This is a genomic window from Achromobacter xylosoxidans (assembly GCF_014490035.1).
In the GTDB taxonomy this organism is placed as follows: Bacteria; Pseudomonadota; Gammaproteobacteria; order Burkholderiales; family Burkholderiaceae_B; genus Achromobacter; species Achromobacter bronchisepticus_A.
This window is the reverse complement of sequence record NZ_CP061008.1, coordinates 450,976-466,976: the sequence shown is the minus strand read 5'-3', so window position 1 is coordinate 466,976 and position 16,001 is coordinate 450,976. Positions and strand designations below refer to the sequence as shown.

15 protein-coding genes are annotated in these 16,001 nt (G+C 66.1%); 6 read left to right on the top strand and 9 right to left on the bottom strand.

Going from position 1 to position 16,001, the window contains the following annotated elements; translation table 11 throughout:
* Window positions 1-4: 4 nt before the first annotated feature.
* Window positions 5-904: an MBL fold metallo-hydrolase gene (locus tag IAG39_RS02205; RefSeq protein ID WP_059377402.1), complete on the bottom strand. Its 900-nt coding sequence runs from the start codon at window positions 902-904 to the stop codon at window positions 5-7.
* Window positions 905-1,136: 232 nt separating this feature from the next.
* Between IAG39_RS02205 and IAG39_RS02200 the strand changes: the two genes are divergently transcribed.
* The 3 genes from IAG39_RS02200 (at window position 1,137) to IAG39_RS02190 (ending at window position 3,715) form a co-directional block, all read left to right on the top strand.
* Window positions 1,137-2,015 carry an RNA polymerase sigma-70 factor gene (locus IAG39_RS02200; protein ID WP_118933447.1) on the top strand — a complete coding sequence of 293 codons (879 nt, stop codon included), beginning with the start codon at window positions 1,137-1,139 and terminating at the stop codon, window positions 2,013-2,015.
* Between the two features lie 118 nt (window positions 2,016-2,133).
* On the top strand, window positions 2,134-2,568 hold the full coding sequence (locus tag IAG39_RS02195) for a cupin domain-containing protein (RefSeq protein WP_118933446.1): 435 nt from the start codon (window positions 2,134-2,136) through the stop codon (window positions 2,566-2,568).
* Window positions 2,569-2,710: 142 nt separating this feature from the next.
* Window positions 2,711-3,715, top strand: a complete 1,005-nt coding sequence (locus IAG39_RS02190) for a LysR family transcriptional regulator (RefSeq protein WP_118933445.1) — start codon at window positions 2,711-2,713, stop codon at window positions 3,713-3,715.
* 3 nt (window positions 3,716-3,718) lie between these two features.
* Here the strand turns inward: IAG39_RS02190 and IAG39_RS02185 are convergent, their stop codons facing one another.
* The 6 genes from IAG39_RS02185 to IAG39_RS02160 form a co-directional block, all read right to left on the bottom strand.
* Window positions 3,719-4,213, bottom strand: coding sequence for an Ohr family peroxiredoxin (locus IAG39_RS02185; protein ID WP_059377396.1), 495 nt, complete (start codon window positions 4,211-4,213; stop codon window positions 3,719-3,721).
* Window positions 4,214-4,233: 20 nt separating this feature from the next.
* Window positions 4,234-4,989: an SDR family oxidoreductase gene (locus IAG39_RS02180; protein ID WP_118933444.1), complete on the bottom strand. Its 756-nt coding sequence runs from the start codon at window positions 4,987-4,989 to the stop codon at window positions 4,234-4,236.
* A gap of 9 nt (window positions 4,990-4,998) precedes the next feature.
* Window positions 4,999-5,478 carry a carboxymuconolactone decarboxylase family protein gene (locus IAG39_RS02175; RefSeq protein WP_118933468.1) on the bottom strand — a complete coding sequence of 160 codons (480 nt, stop codon included), beginning with the start codon at window positions 5,476-5,478 and terminating at the stop codon, window positions 4,999-5,001.
* A gap of 135 nt (window positions 5,479-5,613) precedes the next feature.
* Window positions 5,614-8,139: a DNA ligase D gene (ligD, locus tag IAG39_RS02170; protein WP_118933443.1), complete on the bottom strand. Its 2,526-nt coding sequence runs from the start codon at window positions 8,137-8,139 to the stop codon at window positions 5,614-5,616.
* A gap of 2 nt (window positions 8,140-8,141) precedes the next feature.
* Window positions 8,142-9,065, bottom strand: coding sequence for a Ku protein (locus IAG39_RS02165; RefSeq protein ID WP_059377389.1), 924 nt, complete (start codon window positions 9,063-9,065; stop codon window positions 8,142-8,144).
* Window positions 9,066-9,247: 182 nt separating this feature from the next.
* A complete protein-coding gene (locus tag IAG39_RS02160; RefSeq protein WP_059377386.1) occupies window positions 9,248-9,427 on the bottom strand; it encodes a hypothetical protein in 180 nt (59 codons plus the stop codon).
* 424 nt (window positions 9,428-9,851) lie between these two features.
* Here IAG39_RS02160 and IAG39_RS02155 point away from each other — a divergent pair, with 424 nt between their 5' ends.
* The 3 genes from IAG39_RS02155 to IAG39_RS02145 all read left to right on the top strand — a co-directional run bounded on the left by IAG39_RS02155 (window position 9,852) and on the right by IAG39_RS02145 (window position 13,592).
* On the top strand, window positions 9,852-10,028 hold the full coding sequence (locus tag IAG39_RS02155) for a hypothetical protein (RefSeq protein WP_165867897.1): 177 nt from the start codon (window positions 9,852-9,854) through the stop codon (window positions 10,026-10,028).
* 106 nt (window positions 10,029-10,134) lie between these two features.
* Window positions 10,135-11,418: an HlyD family secretion protein gene (locus tag IAG39_RS02150; RefSeq protein WP_118933442.1), complete on the top strand. Its 1,284-nt coding sequence runs from the start codon at window positions 10,135-10,137 to the stop codon at window positions 11,416-11,418.
* Window positions 11,415-13,592, top strand: coding sequence for a peptidase domain-containing ABC transporter (locus tag IAG39_RS02145; protein ID WP_165867896.1), 2,178 nt, complete (start codon window positions 11,415-11,417; stop codon window positions 13,590-13,592). The genes IAG39_RS02150 and IAG39_RS02145 overlap by 4 nt, the downstream gene beginning before the upstream one ends.
* Here the strand turns inward: IAG39_RS02145 and IAG39_RS02140 are convergent.
* A complete protein-coding gene (locus IAG39_RS02140) occupies window positions 13,531-14,157 on the bottom strand; it encodes a response regulator transcription factor (protein ID WP_118933440.1) in 627 nt (208 codons plus the stop codon). The genes IAG39_RS02145 and IAG39_RS02140 overlap by 62 nt on opposite strands.
* Window positions 14,154-15,983, bottom strand: coding sequence for a hybrid sensor histidine kinase/response regulator (locus IAG39_RS02135; protein ID WP_118933439.1), 1,830 nt, complete (start codon window positions 15,981-15,983; stop codon window positions 14,154-14,156). Before IAG39_RS02135 ends, IAG39_RS02140 begins: the two co-directional genes overlap by 4 nt.
* Window positions 15,984-16,001 lie beyond the last annotated feature (18 nt).

Sequence of the window (16,001 nt, the reverse complement as noted above, 5' to 3'; positions counted from 1 at the left end):
GCACTCAAAAATCCCAGATGACCGGCACCCAGCGGAACGCGTCGCCGTCAACCGCGACCCGCCCGAGGGACGGAAACGGCAAGTGGGCGGCGACCAGCAACCCACGGTTCTGCGCCAACTCCTGGAACAGACCGAGGCGGACGCGGGCCGATTCCTCGGGGTCGTGCTCGAAGCCGTTGTGCCATTCGGGATGGTCGAATGCCACCGGGAACATGGCGTCGCCAGCGAAGGTCAGCCGTTCGCCGCCCGAGACCAGATCGACCACGCTGTGTCCGGGCGTATGGCCGCCTGTCATGCGCACGATGACGCCCGGCGCCACCTCATGCCGGTCTTCGAAGAGCCGCAGACGGTCGCGGTATTCGTTGTAGAAGCTGGTGGCGGTCGACTTCAGCACCGCAGGCACCGGCTTGGGCATGACGGTGTGCGAGAAATCCGGCGAAGTCCAGAACGCCACCTCGGTCGCGGACACGTGGATGCGCACATCCGCACGCAAGCGTTCCTTGACGCCGGGCACGAGCAGCCCACCCACGTGGTCCATGTGCATGTGCGTGATGATCACGTCGGTCACGGATTCCAGCGCGATGCCGGCGGACTCGAGCCGCTGGGGAAACAGCCCGGCGCGCGGAAAGCCCGCGAACTGCCCGCCCAGTCCCGCATCGATGAGTATGGTCTGATCGCCGCTGCGCGCCACCATCACGTTCAACGGCCAGTCGAACGCGTCGGGCGGCATGAACATGTGTTCCAGCCAGGCCGCGAGATCGGCGGGATCGGCATTGGTGGCCATCGTCGAGGTCGGCAGCGGCAGCACGCCGTCGCTGACGACCAGCGCGTCGATGTCGCCGATCTGCAGCGCGTAGCGCGACGGCACCAGGTCGATGGATTCGGTGTTTTCAATGGCAAACATGGCGGTATCTCCAGGAAGGTGCGCCACCAAGGTGGCGGCGCGGAGGCTTCTGCGCGTGGCGAAGTTGGGAGGATCGTAGGTCTGGCTCTTCAGGCGCGGTAGGCGTGTGCGGGGAAGCATGCTGTTGTGCGATCCGCACCAATTCGCGGCGGTTCCCTACTCTTGTTCTGCCCACGCCGCTACGGCAAAATGCCCTGCCTCCCGTCCTTCCCTCCAAGCGTTGGCCCACTCCATGACCGGCTCCGTGACCTTGTTCGACCGCCATCGCCCGCGCCTCCACGCGATCGCCTATCGCATGCTGGGTTCGGTGGCCGAGGCGGAAGACGTGGTGCAGGACGCCTGGCTGCGCTGGCATGGCGCCGACCGCGCCACGCTGGAGAACCCCGAAGCCTGGCTCGTCACCGTCACCACCCGTCTGGCGATCGACCGCCTGCGCGCCGCCCGTGCCGAACGGGAAAACTATGTGGGCGTCTGGCTACCGGAACCGATGCTGATGGCCGCGCCCTCCACGCCCGAACAGATCCATGAACTCGCCGACGATGTGTCAGTGGCATTTCTGTTCATGCTGGAGCGCCTGTCGCCGGACGCCCGCGCGGCCTTCCTGATGCGCGAGGTGTTCGACGCCGACTACGAGGACATCGCGCAGACCCTGGACAAGACCCAGGCCGCGGTCCGCCAGCTGGTGCGGCGCGCCAAGCAGCAATTGCGCCAAGGCACCCCGCGCGAGGCCGTGCCGCGCGCGACGCTGCATCGGCTGCTACTGACCTTTGCCGACGCGATGGACCGCAGCGACTTCCACGGCCTGCATGCGCTGCTGAGCGACGACGCCGAACTCATCGGCGACGGCGGCGGCAAGGCCACCGCCTTTGCCAGCCTGGTGGGCGGCAAGCGGCTGGCGCAGCTGTTCTACGCCGGCAAGCGCCGCTACCGCGAGGCGCTGCGCACCGAAGTGGTCCAGGTGAACGGACAATGGACGCTGCTGCGCTTTATCGATGGCGAGCTTGAATCCGTGCAGTCCTACGAGACGGACGGCAAGCGCCTGACCCGGATTCTGGTGCAGCGCAATCCGGACAAGCTGGCCCGCATCGCGGCCGCGCTGGCGCAACGCTGAGGCCGCCCGCGCCGGCGTTGGTGCATGAGGGGCAACATGGTGATCCCTTGTGCGGACCTACCGCCGCGCCGCCCGCGCTTCTACGATGGACCTGTCACCCATCCACTCAGGACAGGCCATGCCGAAACTCACCAAACTCGCGTTGTCTTTCATCGCCGCCGGCGCGCTGCTGGGCCAGCCCGCCCATGCCGCATCGCACCACGCGGCGTCCGCCGGCAAGCCCGCCGATCCCATCGTCACCGAAGTAATGAGCAAAGACCTGCCGGACATCCCCGGCCGCGATGCCGTGATGCTCGTCGTCGACTATCCGCCCGGGGCGGCCGACCCCCTGCACCGCCATGACGCCTCGGCCTTTGTCTATGTACTGGAGGGCAGCATCGTCATGCAGGTCAAAGGCGGCAAGGAAGTGACGCTGACCCCGGGCCAGACCTTCTACGAAGGGCCGGACGACATCCACACCGTGGGCCGCAATGCCAGCCAGACCCAGCCGGCCAAGTTCGTGGTCGTGCTGATCAAGAAAAAGGGCGCTCCCGCCCTGATTCCCGTTCAATAGGGGACACGCACTTATCCCATCCTGGCCAGCCCCGGGCGCCGCTCGCCCGAGGTTGGCCTATTTTTTTTCCGCGGCAGCGTCACAAAACCGGCCTGCCCCACGTCTTAGGGGGTAGGATCAACCAACTTGCGCCGCTGCCACCATGCCTACCCCTCTCCCCGCCTCCCCGGTTACCTCTCCCGCGAACGGCCCGGACTCCCTGGCCGACAGCTTCGCCACCAGCTATGCCGGCGTCATGGCCTTCCTGGCCGTCGCGGCCGAGGGCAACTTCGCCAAGGCCGGCGACCGGCTGGGCATAGGCCGTTCGGCAGTCAGCCGCAGCGTGCAGAAGCTCGAAGACCAGCTGGGCGTGCGGCTCTTCGTGCGCACCACGCGCAGCACCTCGCTTACCGCCGAGGGGCAGCGCTTTTACGAACAATGCCATCCCGGCGTGGAACGGATCATCCAGGCCCTGGACAATATGCGCGACCTGCGCGAGGGTCCGCCTTCCGGCCTGGTGCGCGTCTGTTCCACCGTGGGGTTTGGCCGCAAGATCGTGGCGCCCCTGCTGAAGGCGTTCCGCCAAGCGCATCCGAACATCTCGGTGGAGCTGCTGCTGGATGACGGCCCGACCGACTTCACCACGGACCGCGTCGACGTGTCGTTTCGCAACGGCCGCATGGAAGACAGCCAGGTGATCGCCAAGAAAGTGATTCCCATGCAGATGATGCTGTGCGCCTCGCCGGACTATGCCGCCAGGCATGGACTGCCGCTCAGCGTCGACGAGCTATCCAGCCATAGCTGCGTGAATTTCCTGCTCGCGTCCGGCCGCGTATTCGAATGGGAGTTCAAGGTCGGCGGCCATCTGCGCAAGTTCGCGCCGCCCGCCATGCTGACCTTCAACGATGCCGATCTGGTCTTGCAGGCCGTGCTGGACGGCCATGGCATCGCGCAGATGGCGGCCTATCAGGTCTGTGAGCATCTGCGTGCAGGCACGCTGGTCGCCTGCATGCCGCAGTACTCGCCCGACGACCGCGGACACTACCTGTGCTTTCTGAGCCGCCAGCACCTGCCGGCGCGCATGCGTGTCTTCATCGACTTCATGACCGAAGGCATCCGCGCGCAGGATCTGCTGATCATCGACAGCCTGCTGTCGAAACAGGCCTGAGCGCTATTGGGTCAGGGCCACCACGCTCTGGATCCCGCCCTGGGCCATCTTGGCGTACGGACACAGGCGTTCCGTATTGCGCACCAGTTCTTCGGCGACCGGCGCAGGCACGCCTGGAAGGTGGATGTTGACGTCCGCCGTCAGCGCGAAAAAGCCGTCGACGGGGTCCCGGCCGAACGAGATGGTGGCCGTCACGGCAGCGTCCGGGATGGCCAGACCGGCACGTTCGGCCAGCATGCCGAGCGCGCCATGGAAGCACGCCGCAAAGCCGGCGGCGAATAGCTGTTCAGGGTTGGTGCCCCCGCCCGTGCCGCCCAGCTCCACCGGCAGGCGCAGTTCCACCACCAACTCGCCGTCGTCCGAAATGGCCATGCCGGAGGCCCGTCCATCCGCAGCCTCCCCGCCGCGCACCGTCACGCTGGTGGTGTACAGGGCATGGAAATCCTTCCCCCGGTACTTGTCCAGGAGACGCTGGGAAGGAGGCCGCGGTTTGCTCATGAAGGTCCTTGTGCCCGCCGCTACTTTCTTGCGCCCGAACGGCTGAACCAGGTTTCGAAGCCGATCTTGCCCAGCCGTGGGCCGGCTCCCGGAACCAGCGTGTCGTCGTGGAGATGCGCGCCGAAGTAGCGCGCGCCGACGTCCGCCCGCACGGTGCGCGCGTCGCCGATCTTGGCCATGTAGCGCTGCGCCAGTTCGGCCAGTCGCACCCGCTCGGGGCCGGCGATTTCCACGATGCCGTTCACTGGCGGCGCCAGCGTGGCATCGGCCATGGCCAGGGCCACGTCGTCCGACGCTATGGGCTGGACGTAGGCCGGCGACAGCCGCACCTCCGTCCCTTCGGTACCCGACTGCACGATACCGCCCAGGAATTCGAAGAACTGGGTGCTGTGCACGATGGTGTACGGGATGCCGGCAGCCACGATCAGCGCCTCCTGCGCGATCTTGCCGCGGAAGTAGCCGCTTTCGGCCAGGCGCTGCGTGCCGACCACCGACAACGCGACGTGGTGGCGCACGCCGGCGCGGGCCTCCGCCGCCAGCAGGTTGCGCCCCGAGGTCTGGAAGAATTCCAGCACGGCGCGGTCTTCGAACGACGGCGAGTTGGCAACGTCGACCACCGTGTCGACGCCGGCGAGCGCGGCATCCAGGCCCTCGCCGGTCAGCGTGTTGACGCCGGTAGCGGGGGACGCGGCAATTGCCTCATGACCGCGCTCAAGCAGCAGTTTGACCAGTTTGGAGCCGATCAGGCCCGTGCCGCCGATAACCAGGATTTTCATGATGGTTCCTCAGTTGAACTTGGCTTTATCCAGGCCATAAGCCTTGTCGGCCGAACCCGGCACGGTGCGGAAACCCACGTTCAGGCGGTTCCAGCCATTGATCGCCATGACCGCGAAGCTAAGGTCCGAGATTTCCTTTTCGGACAGCTGCGTGCGGACGCGTTCATAGATCTCGTCGGGCACGCCCTGCGCGCCCAGCGTGGTCAGCGCTTCGGTCCAGGCCAGGCAGGCGCGCTCGCGCGGCGAGAATTCGCCGGATTCGCGCCAGATCGCCACGTGGTGCAGGCGCAGCTCGCCCTCGCCGTGGATCTTGGCATCCTTCACATGCATGTCCAGGCAGAAGCCGCAGCCGTTGATCTGCGAGGCGCGGATTTCGACCAGGCGCAGGATCGGCTGCTCGATCGCGCCGGACTTCAGCAGCATGCCGAATTCGACGAATTTCTTGAATAGTTCGGGCGATTGCGCAAAGGCATTCAGGCGTTGACTCATGGTGACTTCCTCGATGGGTTGAACGACGCCCAAATCGTAGGTCTGCCCGCAGAACGGCAGTAGGCCCGCGGAGGGGACCATGATGTTGCCGCGACGGCAACAATCGTCAACGCGCGCTGACGGCCATGCCGGGCGTCAGGATCGCGGCTCGACCCCGAGCTGCTTCATGGCCCGGCCGATGGCCTGGGGCGCGTAATCGTCCCAAGGCTCGTTGCCCGCATCCAGGCGGGTGTGAATGTTGGCGATGGTCCATTGCGCCGACCCTTTCAGCCCCGCCAGTTCGTCCCAGCGGACCGGCACGGACACGCCCAGGCCAGGCCGGGCGCGGGCCGACCAGGCCGCCACCGTCGTGGCGCCGAAGCCGTTGCGCAGGTAATCGGCGAAAATCTTGCCCACACGGTTCTTGGGACCGCTCTTGGCGACGAACAGCTTCGGCAGTGTTTGCGCCAGATGGCGCACCATGGCTTCGGAAAAGTCCTTCACGGCGTCCCAGCCGTATTGCTTGCGGATCGGCACGACCACATGCAGCCCCTTGCCGCCGCTGGTCTTCAGCCAGCCATGCAGGCCCAGTTCCTGCAGCAGCACGCGCACCAGTTCCGCGCCCTGCTGCACCGCCGGCCAATCCACCCCTGCTCCAGGGTCCAGGTCGAACACCATCCGGTCCGGCTTGCCGATCGCGGTCTTGAGCGCATTCCACGTGTGGAACTCCACGACGTTCAGCTGGGCAGCAGCGAGTATCGCCGCTACGTTCGATATTTCCATGAGCGGCGGATGCCCCGGGTACAGGCGTTCAGGCAGCGCAAGCACCCCCGGGATGGAAGACTCCGAATGCCGCTGGAAGAAATGCTCGCCCTCGATCCCCGCGGGCGCCCTGACGAACGAAACCGGGCGGCCGCGCAGGTGCGGCATCATCAGCGGCGCCACCAGCGCGTAGTAGCGCGCCAGGTCGAGCTTGGTCGCGCCTGAAGAGGGATCGATGACGCGATCGGGATTGGACAGCTTCATCCCCTTCGCAGACGTTTCAGCGCCCGCTTTTATGGCTTTGGCGGGGCGATTGCGGGTGGATATCTTTTCAGCCGGCATGGCAACCTCGCGCGTGATCTTCTTGGGTGGTTTGTCAGTCCGCAGCCCGCGGAAGGTCGAATGGCGTACATGGCCGTCGCCAGTCCATTCTCCGAACGAAACCTCACCTACCAGCGTAGGCTGGACCCAGTGGACCTGCTTGAGGGCGCGCGGCTTGCCTTGGATCAACGCGCTGGCTTTTTGTTCGATGCCGGCCAGCTTACGATGCAGGTCATGCAGCGTCTTGTCGTCGAACCCTGTGCCCACGTTGCCGGCGTAGCGCAGCCCGCCATCCGGCTCATGCACCGCCAGCAGCAGCGCGCCGAAGCCCTTGCGGCTGCCCTTGGGCTCGGTGTAACCCACGATGACGAACTCCTGGCGTCTGGTGCACTTGATTTTGATCCAGTCGTCCGTGCGGCGCGACACGTAGGGCGCGGACAGCCGCTTGCCGATGATGCCCTCCAGGCCCAGCTTGCAGGCCGAAGCGACCAGGTCTGCCGCCGGCTTGTCGAAGGCCTCACTGAACTTCACGTGCTTGCCCTGGCTCGTGGCGATGATCCGCCGCAGCAGATCCCGCCGCAGCCTGAGCGGCTCGTCGCGCAGATCGCGCCCCGTGACGTAAGGCAGGTCAAACGCATAGAAGACGATGTCCGCCGTACTGGCGGCATCGAAGGCGTTCTGCAAGGCCTGAAAGCTGGGTACGCCTTCGCGCGTCAGCACCACGATCTCGCCGTCGATCCAGGCATTGGCGATCTGCAGCGCCGCCAGCTCCTGGGCCAGGCGCGGCATCCTGGCCGTCCAGTCGTGGCCGTTGCGCGTGTACAGCTTCACGCTGCCGTCGTCCAGCCTGGCCAGGATCCGGTAGCCGTCGAACTTCATTTCGTAGGACCAGTCGTCCGCGCCCCGCGGCACGCCCTCGACCAGGGTGGCCAGCTGAGGTTTGAGCGATGCAGGCAGGGCGGCGGCCTTGCCCGGTAACGCTGCCACGGCTGCTGCCGCCTTCGCGGCGCGGATTGGCAGTTCGCTGCGCGCAGTCGCCGCCTTCTTCTTGCGCAACGGCACCACGCTGTCCGGTAGCTCGTCCACCACGCTGAAATCCCGCTCAGGCCGCGCGTACTCGTCGCTTTCCTTGATCAGCAGCCAGGGCGGCTGGCGCTCGCCCTCTTTGCCCTTCATGCGGATCAGCGCCCAGCGCCCGCGCATCTTCACGCCTTCGAGCGTGAACTTCAGATGGCCAGCCTTATATGCCTTCCGGGGATCGCCGATCGGAGTCCAGCGCCCCTCGTCCCAGATGATCACCTTGCCGGCGCCATACTGTCCCTTGGGGATGGTGCCTTCGAACTGGTTGTATGCGATGGGATGGTCTTCGACCTGCACCGCCATGCGTTTGATGGAAGGATCGAACGACGGCCCCTTCGGCACTGCCCAGCTTTTCATCGCGCCGTCCAGTTCCAGGCGGAAGTCATAGTGCAGGTGGCTGGCCCAGTGTTTTTGAATCACGAATGCCAGGCCTTCACCGCCAGAATCGCCGCCGTCCGCAGGTTCGGGCGTGACGGCGAAATTGCGCTTCTCGCGATATTTCTTCAGGCTGTCTGCCATCGCTAGGCCGCCTTTTTCGCCTGCCTGGCGCTCTTGGCCGCCTTCTTCGCGGGCGCCTTCTTCACGGCGGCGCTGCGCGGCGCGGCTTTCTTCGCGGGCCTGGCATCGGCTTTGGCACGCCCCTTGGACGCCCCGCCGCGCAGGCTGCGCTGCAGCAGCTCGGTCAGATCGATCACGTTATCCGCATACGCCGGCGCTTCCTCCTGCGGCTCGACCACGGTTTCCGTCTTGCCCGCCTTTACCTTCTTTTCCACCAGCCCCATGATGGCCGCCTTGAATTCGTCCTGGTAATCGGCCGGGTTCCACTGCGCCGACATCTCGTCCACGAGCATCTTGGCCATCTTCAATTCGGCCGCGCTGGGCGACATGCTCTTGGCACCGGCCTTGGGCAGATCCAGGTCCTCCACGGACTTCACGTCGTCGCCCCAGCGCATCAGGTTCAGGACCAGCGCGTCTCCCATCGGAATCAAGGCCGCCAGATGCTGCTTGGTCTGGATCACGACCTTGGCAATGCCGATCTTGCCGCTTTTCACCAGCGTGTCGCGCAGCAGCGCGTAGACCTTTTGCCCCTTGTTGATCGGAGCAACGTAATAGGGACGTTCCAGATACACGAACGAGACTTCGGACGCCTCCACGAATTGCTGGATTTCGATGGTCTGGGTGGTGCGCGGATAGGCTGCCGCGATTTCATCGGGCGAGATGATGACGTACTGGCCGTCCTCGTACTCGACCCCTTTGACGATGTCCTTGGATTCGATCTCCTTGCCCGTGCGCTTGTTGATGCGCTTGTAGCCAACCGGGTCCATCGACCGGCGGTCCAGCCAGTCGAAATCCACGCCCGATTCCGTCGTGGCGGTATGCAGGCCCACGGGAATGTGGACCAGGCCGAAGGTGATCGCGCCCTTCCAGATGGTTCGCGTGGCCATGAGCATTCTCCCAGAAGATGGGCGCGCGGCCTCGCCTGCGGACCCAAACAAGCCGCCAGGGCTGTGCGGAGTAGGCTGAGCAGCAAATTCCGTGCCTGGGGCTTCGGCTTCGACCGTCCCGTTGTCTCTGGATTATGGCCTCATGGCGGCATGGCTGGGAACCATGCCGCCTGATCCCGCGTTCAACGATAGAAGCTCGCCTTGGTCACGGACGTGGCATTCACGCGCCCGCCTTGCGGCCCGGGAACCCCCGGTTTCTTGCCATTTGCGCCGCCGCTGACCGCCTGGATTTCCTCGGCGCTCAAGGGGCGGATCTGATCCCCGGCAGTCTGCTGCCGGTTCGTTTGCTCCGTTTTCTTCATGTCCTGCTCCTGCTGTGCTGACGAAGGAAGCCGCGCCAGCGTCGGCCAAGCCTCAGCGGACGGACCGCGCTGGCCTCCTGGTCCCAAGGACCGGAACACCGACGCGCCGGCCGTCGAACGGCCCGACGCGGACAGTAGCAGTGGAGCCGCAGCGCCGAATCGGTCTTTGGTCGTAGGCACGCAAACGATCCGTCTCCCGTCCCGGCCGGCGCGAAACCGCGCCGGTCAGACCGCCGGATTTCCGTCCCTACGACTAAAGACCGATGCGCCTGCACTGGTGCGCTGCTACTGTCCGCCCCGAGCATGCCAGTGTTTGGGAGCTTGGCTTCCCGTTTGCAGCGCATCGCGACGGGCGCCTCGTTTCGGACGATGCTCGGCCGACGCTGGCGCGGCTTCCTTCGTCAGCACGCAGCAGGAGATAGAGATGGAAAAAACTGAACAACCCGATCCGCAGCGCGACGCGGAACAACAGATCAGACCCTTGAGCGCCGAGGAAACCCAGGCGGTCAGCGGCGGCTGGGGACCGAACCGTAACACCATCACCTTTGCCCCCCAGAAAGGCAGCTTCCCCGCCGGCAAGACGGTTTACATGCCGAAGTAGTCAGTCGGAATCCCGGCCGCATCGGACGGATGCCCCGGCTGACATCCGATTTCATGGCGCGGCGGCGCGTTCGCCGCGGCTTTTTTTCCGCCATGCCGGCCGGCTTTTGCTCACCACGCTTTCCTGGGCTGCCTCCAACGCCGTGACGCTCTATCGCAAACAGGCGCTTGCCGCACAACGCTCCGTCGGGCTGGGCGATATCGTCCTGATCCGGCCGGTGTCGTTCGCACTGGTCACCGCCGTGCTGGCGGGTTTCGTGCTGGCCGTCTGTCTCTTTCTTGCCTTTGGCTCGTACACCAAACGCGCGACCGTGAGCGGCCAGCTGGCGCCCGACACCGGGCTCATCAAGCTTTACGTGCCGCAGGCCGGCATCGTGCTTGAACGCCGGGTCCAGGAAGGCCAGCATGTCGCCGCTGGCGAGGTGCTCTACGTGGTGTCGGGCGATCAGCAAAGCGCCCTGGGCGAAACCCAGGAGGCGATCAGCGGCCAGATCCGGCAGCGCGAAGAAAGCCTGCGGCTGGCGCGCCAGAAGACGCTATTGCTGCAGCAGGGCGAACACGACAACCAGGCCACGGCAATCGCCAGCCTGAAGGCCCAGCTGACCGCCATGGACAGCCAGATCGAGGGGCAGCGCGCCCGCATCAAATTGGCCGAAGACAGCGCGCACCGCTATCACGGCCTGATGGAAAAAGGCTATCTGTCCGCCGAGGAAGCCGACCAGAAGCGCGCCGAACTGCTGGAACAGCGCAATCAGCTGCAGGCGCTGCTGCGCGACCGCATCGGGCTGGCCATGGACCTGTCCAACCGCCAGGCCGCGCTGGCGGACCTGTCGTTGCGGCAACAGAACCAGCTGGCGCAGCTGGACCGGGACATGGCCGACATTGCCGTGGACCTCAGCCGCAGCGAAGCCAGGCGCCGCGTCGTCATCTCCGCCCCCCAGGCGGGCGTCGCGACCGCCGTCACCGCCGCGGCGGGCCAGGCCGTGGACGCCAAGCGGCCGCTGGCCACCATCGTCCCCGACGGCGCCCGCCTGCAGGCCGAACTGCTGGCGCCCAGCCGCGCCGTCGGCTTCGTCGCGCCCGGCGACCAGGTGCTCATGCGTTTCGCGGCCTACCCGTATCAGACCTTCGGACAGCAGTCCGGCGTGGTCCAGACCGTGACGCGCACCGCCTTGCCCGAATGGCAATTGAATGAAGCCGCCGCGAATGGCGATGCGCAGGAGGATCTGTACCGGATCACGGTGTCGCTGGATACCCCTGCGCGCGGCCCCCACGGAGAGGCGCTGGCGCTGCGGCCCGGCATGCGGCTGGAAGCGGACATCCTGCAGCAGACGCGCCGCCTGTACCAATGGGCGTTCGATCCCGCCCAGCGGCTGTCGGGGAAACTATGAACATGCTCGAACGCCTGACGCTGGGAGTCAAACGGCGCGTGCCCAGGCTGCTGCAGACCGAGGCCGCCGAATGCGGCCTGGCCTGCGTGGGCATGATCGCGGGCTATCACGGCCATGAGCAAAGCCTGGCCACCCTGCGCGGCCGCTTTCCCGTATCGCTCAAGGGCGCGACGCTGGCCACCCTGATCCACGTCGCCAGCCAGCTAGGATTGGCGTCGCGGCCGGTCAAGGTCAGCCTGGGCGCCTTGGGCAAGCTGAAGCTGCCCTGCATCCTGCATTGGGAGTTCAATCACTTCGTGGTGCTGACGGCCATCAACGGCCGCTCGGCCACGCTGATCGATCCTGCCAGCGGCACGCGCAAATGCTCCATCGGCGAACTGTCCGCATCGTTCACGGGAGTCGCGCTGGAACTCTGGCCCACGCCCGATTTCCAGGAGGCCCGGGATCACAAGCGCGTACGGCTGCGCGAGCTGACCGGCAGGGTTTCCGGCCTGGGCGGCGCGTTCTCGCAGGTGCTGCTGCTGGCGCTGGCGCTGGAAATCCTCACCGTGGTCCAGCCGTTCTTCCTGCAATGGGTGGTGGACCATGTGCTGAACACCGGGGACCGGGATCTGCTGACCACGCTGGCGCTGGCCTTCGGACTGCTGATGATCATGAAGCAGCTGACTTCGGTGGCGCGCAGCTGGATGCTGATGGTCATGGGCACCACGCTGAACCTGCAATGGCGCACCAACGTCTTCACGCATCTGCTGCGCCTGCCGGTGGCTTACTTCGAGAAGCGGCACCTGGGCGACGTGGTGTCGCGCTTCGGCGCCATCGACGCCATACAGCGCACCGTGACGACGTCCTTCCTGGAGGCGTTGCTGGACGGCCTGGTCATGCTGATCACGCTGGTGCTGATGTTCCTGTACAGCCCGCCCCTGGCATGGATCGCGGTGGGCGCCATGGCCTTGTACGGACTGGCCCGCTGGTCCGGCTATGCGCCGCTGCATTACGCCACCGAAGAGCACATCGTGCACGCCGCCAAGGAGCAATCGCATTTCCTGGAAACCGTGCGGGGCGTCAAGGCGATCAAACTGTTCCAGCATCAGGACGACCGGCGCTCCCGCTGGCTGTCGCTGTTGGTCAACGAGATCAACGCCGACCTGCGCGTGCAGAAATGGACGCTGTTCTTCCGCACGTTCAACGGCTTGCTGTTCGGCCTGTCCTCCATCGCGATACTGTGGCTGGGCGCAAGACTGGTGCTGGACGGCCAGTTCACCGTGGGCGCCCTGCTCGCCTTCATCGTCTACAAGACCTTGTTCGACCAGCGCGTGGCAGCGCTGCTGGACAAGCTGGTGGAGGTGAGGATGCTGCGGCTGCAAGGCGAACGCCTGGCCGACATCGTGCGCGAAACACCCGAGCCGGTCGACGAAAGGTTGCCAGTGCAGGATGAGCACCCGCGCTCGCCCGTCATCGAAGTCCGCAATCTGCGCTTCCGGTACGGGCCGCAGGAACCGTATGTGCTGGACGACATCAGCTTCAGGATCGAGCCAGGCGAGTCGGTCGCGATCACCGGGCCTTCCGGCGGCGGCAAGACCACTTTGATCAACATCCTGCTGGGCGTCCTGACGCCGACCGACGGTGAAGTGCTGATAGACGGAGTGCCGGCGCGAGGCGCGGGCGCGGCCGCCCTGCGCCGAATCGCCGGCACGGTATTGCAGGACGACGTCCTCTTCGCCGGATCCATCGGCGAGAACATCAGCTTCTTCGATCCGCAATACGACCCTGACCGCGCCAGCCGCTGCGCCGCAATCGCCGCGATCCACGACGACATCAGCGCCATGCCCATGGGCTACAACACGCTGGTGGGAGACATGGGCACGGTGCTGTCGGGCGGCCAGAAGCAGCGGGTGCTGCTGGCGCGGGCGCTGTACAAGCAGCCCGCCATCCTGTTCCTGGACGAGGCCACCAGCCACCTGGACCTTGAACGCGAACGGATCGTCAACACGGCCATCGCCAGGCTCGACATGACGCGGGTGATCGTGGCGCACCGGCCCGACACGATCGCGGCAGCCGGACGCGAGATCTCGCTCGTGGCCGGCAAGGTCGCCAGCGACAGCGGACAGCCGCCTAGACCGGCTTCCCGAACACGCCGCCGCGCCGCGCCACTAGCGTCGCCTGCGTACGATTGAGCACGCCCAGCGTGCCCAGGATGGCCGACACGTGCGTCTTGACGGTCTTCTCGGTCATGTTCAGCCGTTCCGAGATTTCCTTGTTGCGCAGCCCGTCGCACATCAGGCACAGCACCTCGACCTGGCGCGGAGTCAGCGCGCGCAGCAAGGCCGCTTCGTCCTGGTCACCTGCGGACAACGCGCTGCGCTGCGGTGGCGCCGCCTCGCTGACCGCTTCCAGCGCGGCGGCCAGCTCCTGGCAGCTGGCGGACTTGTTCAGGAAGCCCTGCGCGCCAGCTTCCAGCGCCCGGCGCATGTCATCGGGATCTTGCGAGGCCGACAGCACCAGGATGCGCAGCTGCGATCGGCGCTGACGCAAGCGTTTGAGCAGGTCGGCCCCGGCCATGTCGGGCAGATAGAAATCCATGATGACGTGCTGGATCGCGGTATGCCGGTCCAACACCTCCAGCGCTTCCTGGCCGCTGGCCGCGGGATGGATCGTCAGGCCGGGCACGCCCTGGCCCAACGCCATCACCAGCGCTTCGCGGAACATGGCGTGGTCGTCAACCAATAACACTGCCGTCATTCGGCATCTCCGGTAAGGGACGCAGCCGCTCTGGCATGCAGCAGGCCCGTCACGTGCTCGCGCAGGGCCTGGACTTGCACGGGCTTGTGCAAGAGCGGCACGCCGCGCTCGGCGGCTTCCGTCAGGCGCGCCGGATCGGTGTCGCCGCTGACCAGCAAGGCAGGCAGATCGGGATCGTTGTATTCCTCGCGCAGCCTTTCGATCACGTGGATGCCGGTCTCGTGTTCGCGCAGCCGGTAATCGGTGACGATCAGGGCAGGCGTCTCGGCCAGCGGCAGCACGCGCTCGAACAGCGCATTGCCGCTGGTCGCGGCGATGACGCGGCAGCCCCAGCTTTCGAACAACATGGACAGGCCCGCCAGGTTCTGCGCGTCGTCGTCCACCAGCAACGCCAGCTTGCCGCGCAGGTTGTCTTCGCTTGCAGGCGCCCGTGGCAGTCCTACATTGGCATCCGTGATCGAAAGGCCTGCCGCGGCCGGATCCGACAGCGGCGCCGTGACCGTGAAAACCGTGCTGCGGCCTTCTTCCGAGCGCAGCGCCAGTTCGTGGGCCAGCAGCCTGGCGGTGCGGCGCACGATCGCCAGGCCCAACCCCAGGCCCTTGCTGCGGTCGCGCTCGGGATTGGCCAGTTGATGGAACTCCCAGAAGACGCGCTCCTGCTCGGCCTTCGGGATCCCCGGGCCGTTGTCCCAGACCTCGATGCGCAATCGGCTTCCGCGCCTGCGGCAGCCCACCAGGACGCGGCCGCCGTCGGAGTGCACGATGGCATTGCTGATCAGGTTGCGCAGCATGCGCTCCAGCAGCACGGGATCCGAACGCACGCTGGCCGCGCACGCGCGCACCCGCAGCCGTATCCCCTTCTCGCCCGCCTGCGGCGCGTACTCGGCCTTCAGCTGGTCCAGCAGCGGCTGCATCCTGAACGTCTCGAAACGAGGCTCGATGACGCCGGCGTCCAGCCGCGACAGGTTCAGCAAGGCGTCGAACAGATGGCCCATCGCCGACAGCGCGCTGGTGATGTTATCGACCAGATAGCGTCCGTGCCGGGACAAGGGCTCGTTGGCCAGCAGGCCCAGGAACAGGTTCACCGCGTGCACGGGCTGGCGCAGGTCGTGGCTGGCCGCCGCCAGAAAGCGGGACTTCTCCAGGTCGCTGCGTTCGGCGGCTATCTTCTCCTGGCGCACCTGTTCCAGCAGCGCCAGGTTCTCATAACCCAGCCGCAGCGCGTCCAGGTGGGTGCGGTTCATGCGATGGATGAAGGCCAGGGTCGCGATCAGATATGCGAGACCGCCCGTCACCAGCGCCAGATGGATGGCGGAAGGCTGCGCCGCCAGCGCGATGAACATCGGCGCGAAGGCCGGCACCTCGAACGCGTACATCACCGGCAGCATCATGTAGTTCGAATAGATGGCGCCGGTGCCCAGTCCGAACAGGATGACGATGAAGAACAGCTGGTACTCCAGCGGGACGAAAAAGGTCCAATAGGCGAACGGCAAGCCCCACAGAATGCCGGAACACAGGTTGCCGGCCAGCATCCGGCGCACCCAGCGCTGCGCCGCCGACGGATCGGTGCGATGGCGGTCGTAGGCCACCACTGCGGCCCAGCGCAGCGCGCCCACCATCAGCGTGGCGCCCAGCCATAGCAGGATCTCGTGCTGGGGCAGCACGCCGACCAAGGCGAACGCGGAAAAACAGGCGCTGATCAGCGACCCGGCCAGGGCGAACGGAAAGCTTCGGCGCAATGCGTCGACCTGCACCTGATGGATGCGGGCGGCATAGGACGAACTTGGCGGCGCGGAAGCGGAAGTCTGACCGATGGCAGGCTGCAATGGCGTGGGATGTTACGT

What these genes read in the sequence shown, in the direction of transcription:
- IAG39_RS02145 (WP_165867896.1), top strand. Translation starts at nt 11,415, where the DNA reads ATGAACATGCTCGAACGCCTGACGCTGGGAGTCAAACGGCGCGTGCCC.
- IAG39_RS02195 (WP_118933446.1), top strand. Translation starts at nt 2,134, where the DNA reads ATGCCGAAACTCACCAAACTCGCGTTGTCTTTCATCGCCGCCGGCGCG.
- IAG39_RS02155 (WP_165867897.1), top strand. Translation starts at nt 9,852, where the DNA reads ATGGAAAAAACTGAACAACCCGATCCGCAGCGCGACGCGGAACAACAG.
- IAG39_RS02175 (WP_118933468.1), bottom strand. Translation starts at nt 5,478, where the DNA reads ATGAGTCAACGCCTGAATGCCTTTGCGCAATCGCCCGAACTATTCAAG.
- IAG39_RS02180 (WP_118933444.1), bottom strand. Translation starts at nt 4,989, where the DNA reads ATGAAAATCCTGGTTATCGGCGGCACGGGCCTGATCGGCTCCAAACTG.
- IAG39_RS02185 (WP_059377396.1), bottom strand. Translation starts at nt 4,213, where the DNA reads ATGAGCAAACCGCGGCCTCCTTCCCAGCGTCTCCTGGACAAGTACCGG.
- IAG39_RS02165 (WP_059377389.1), bottom strand. Translation starts at nt 9,065, where the DNA reads ATGGCCACGCGAACCATCTGGAAGGGCGCGATCACCTTCGGCCTGGTC.
- ligD (WP_118933443.1), bottom strand. Translation starts at nt 8,139, where the DNA reads ATGGCAGACAGCCTGAAGAAATATCGCGAGAAGCGCAATTTCGCCGTC.
- IAG39_RS02140 (WP_118933440.1), bottom strand. Translation starts at nt 14,157, where the DNA reads ATGACGGCAGTGTTATTGGTTGACGACCACGCCATGTTCCGCGAAGCG.
- IAG39_RS02190 (WP_118933445.1), top strand. Translation starts at nt 2,711, where the DNA reads ATGCCTACCCCTCTCCCCGCCTCCCCGGTTACCTCTCCCGCGAACGGC.
- IAG39_RS02200 (WP_118933447.1), top strand. Translation starts at nt 1,137, where the DNA reads ATGACCGGCTCCGTGACCTTGTTCGACCGCCATCGCCCGCGCCTCCAC.
- IAG39_RS02205 (WP_059377402.1), bottom strand. Translation starts at nt 904, where the DNA reads ATGTTTGCCATTGAAAACACCGAATCCATCGACCTGGTGCCGTCGCGC.
- IAG39_RS02160 (WP_059377386.1), bottom strand. Translation starts at nt 9,427, where the DNA reads ATGAAGAAAACGGAGCAAACGAACCGGCAGCAGACTGCCGGGGATCAG.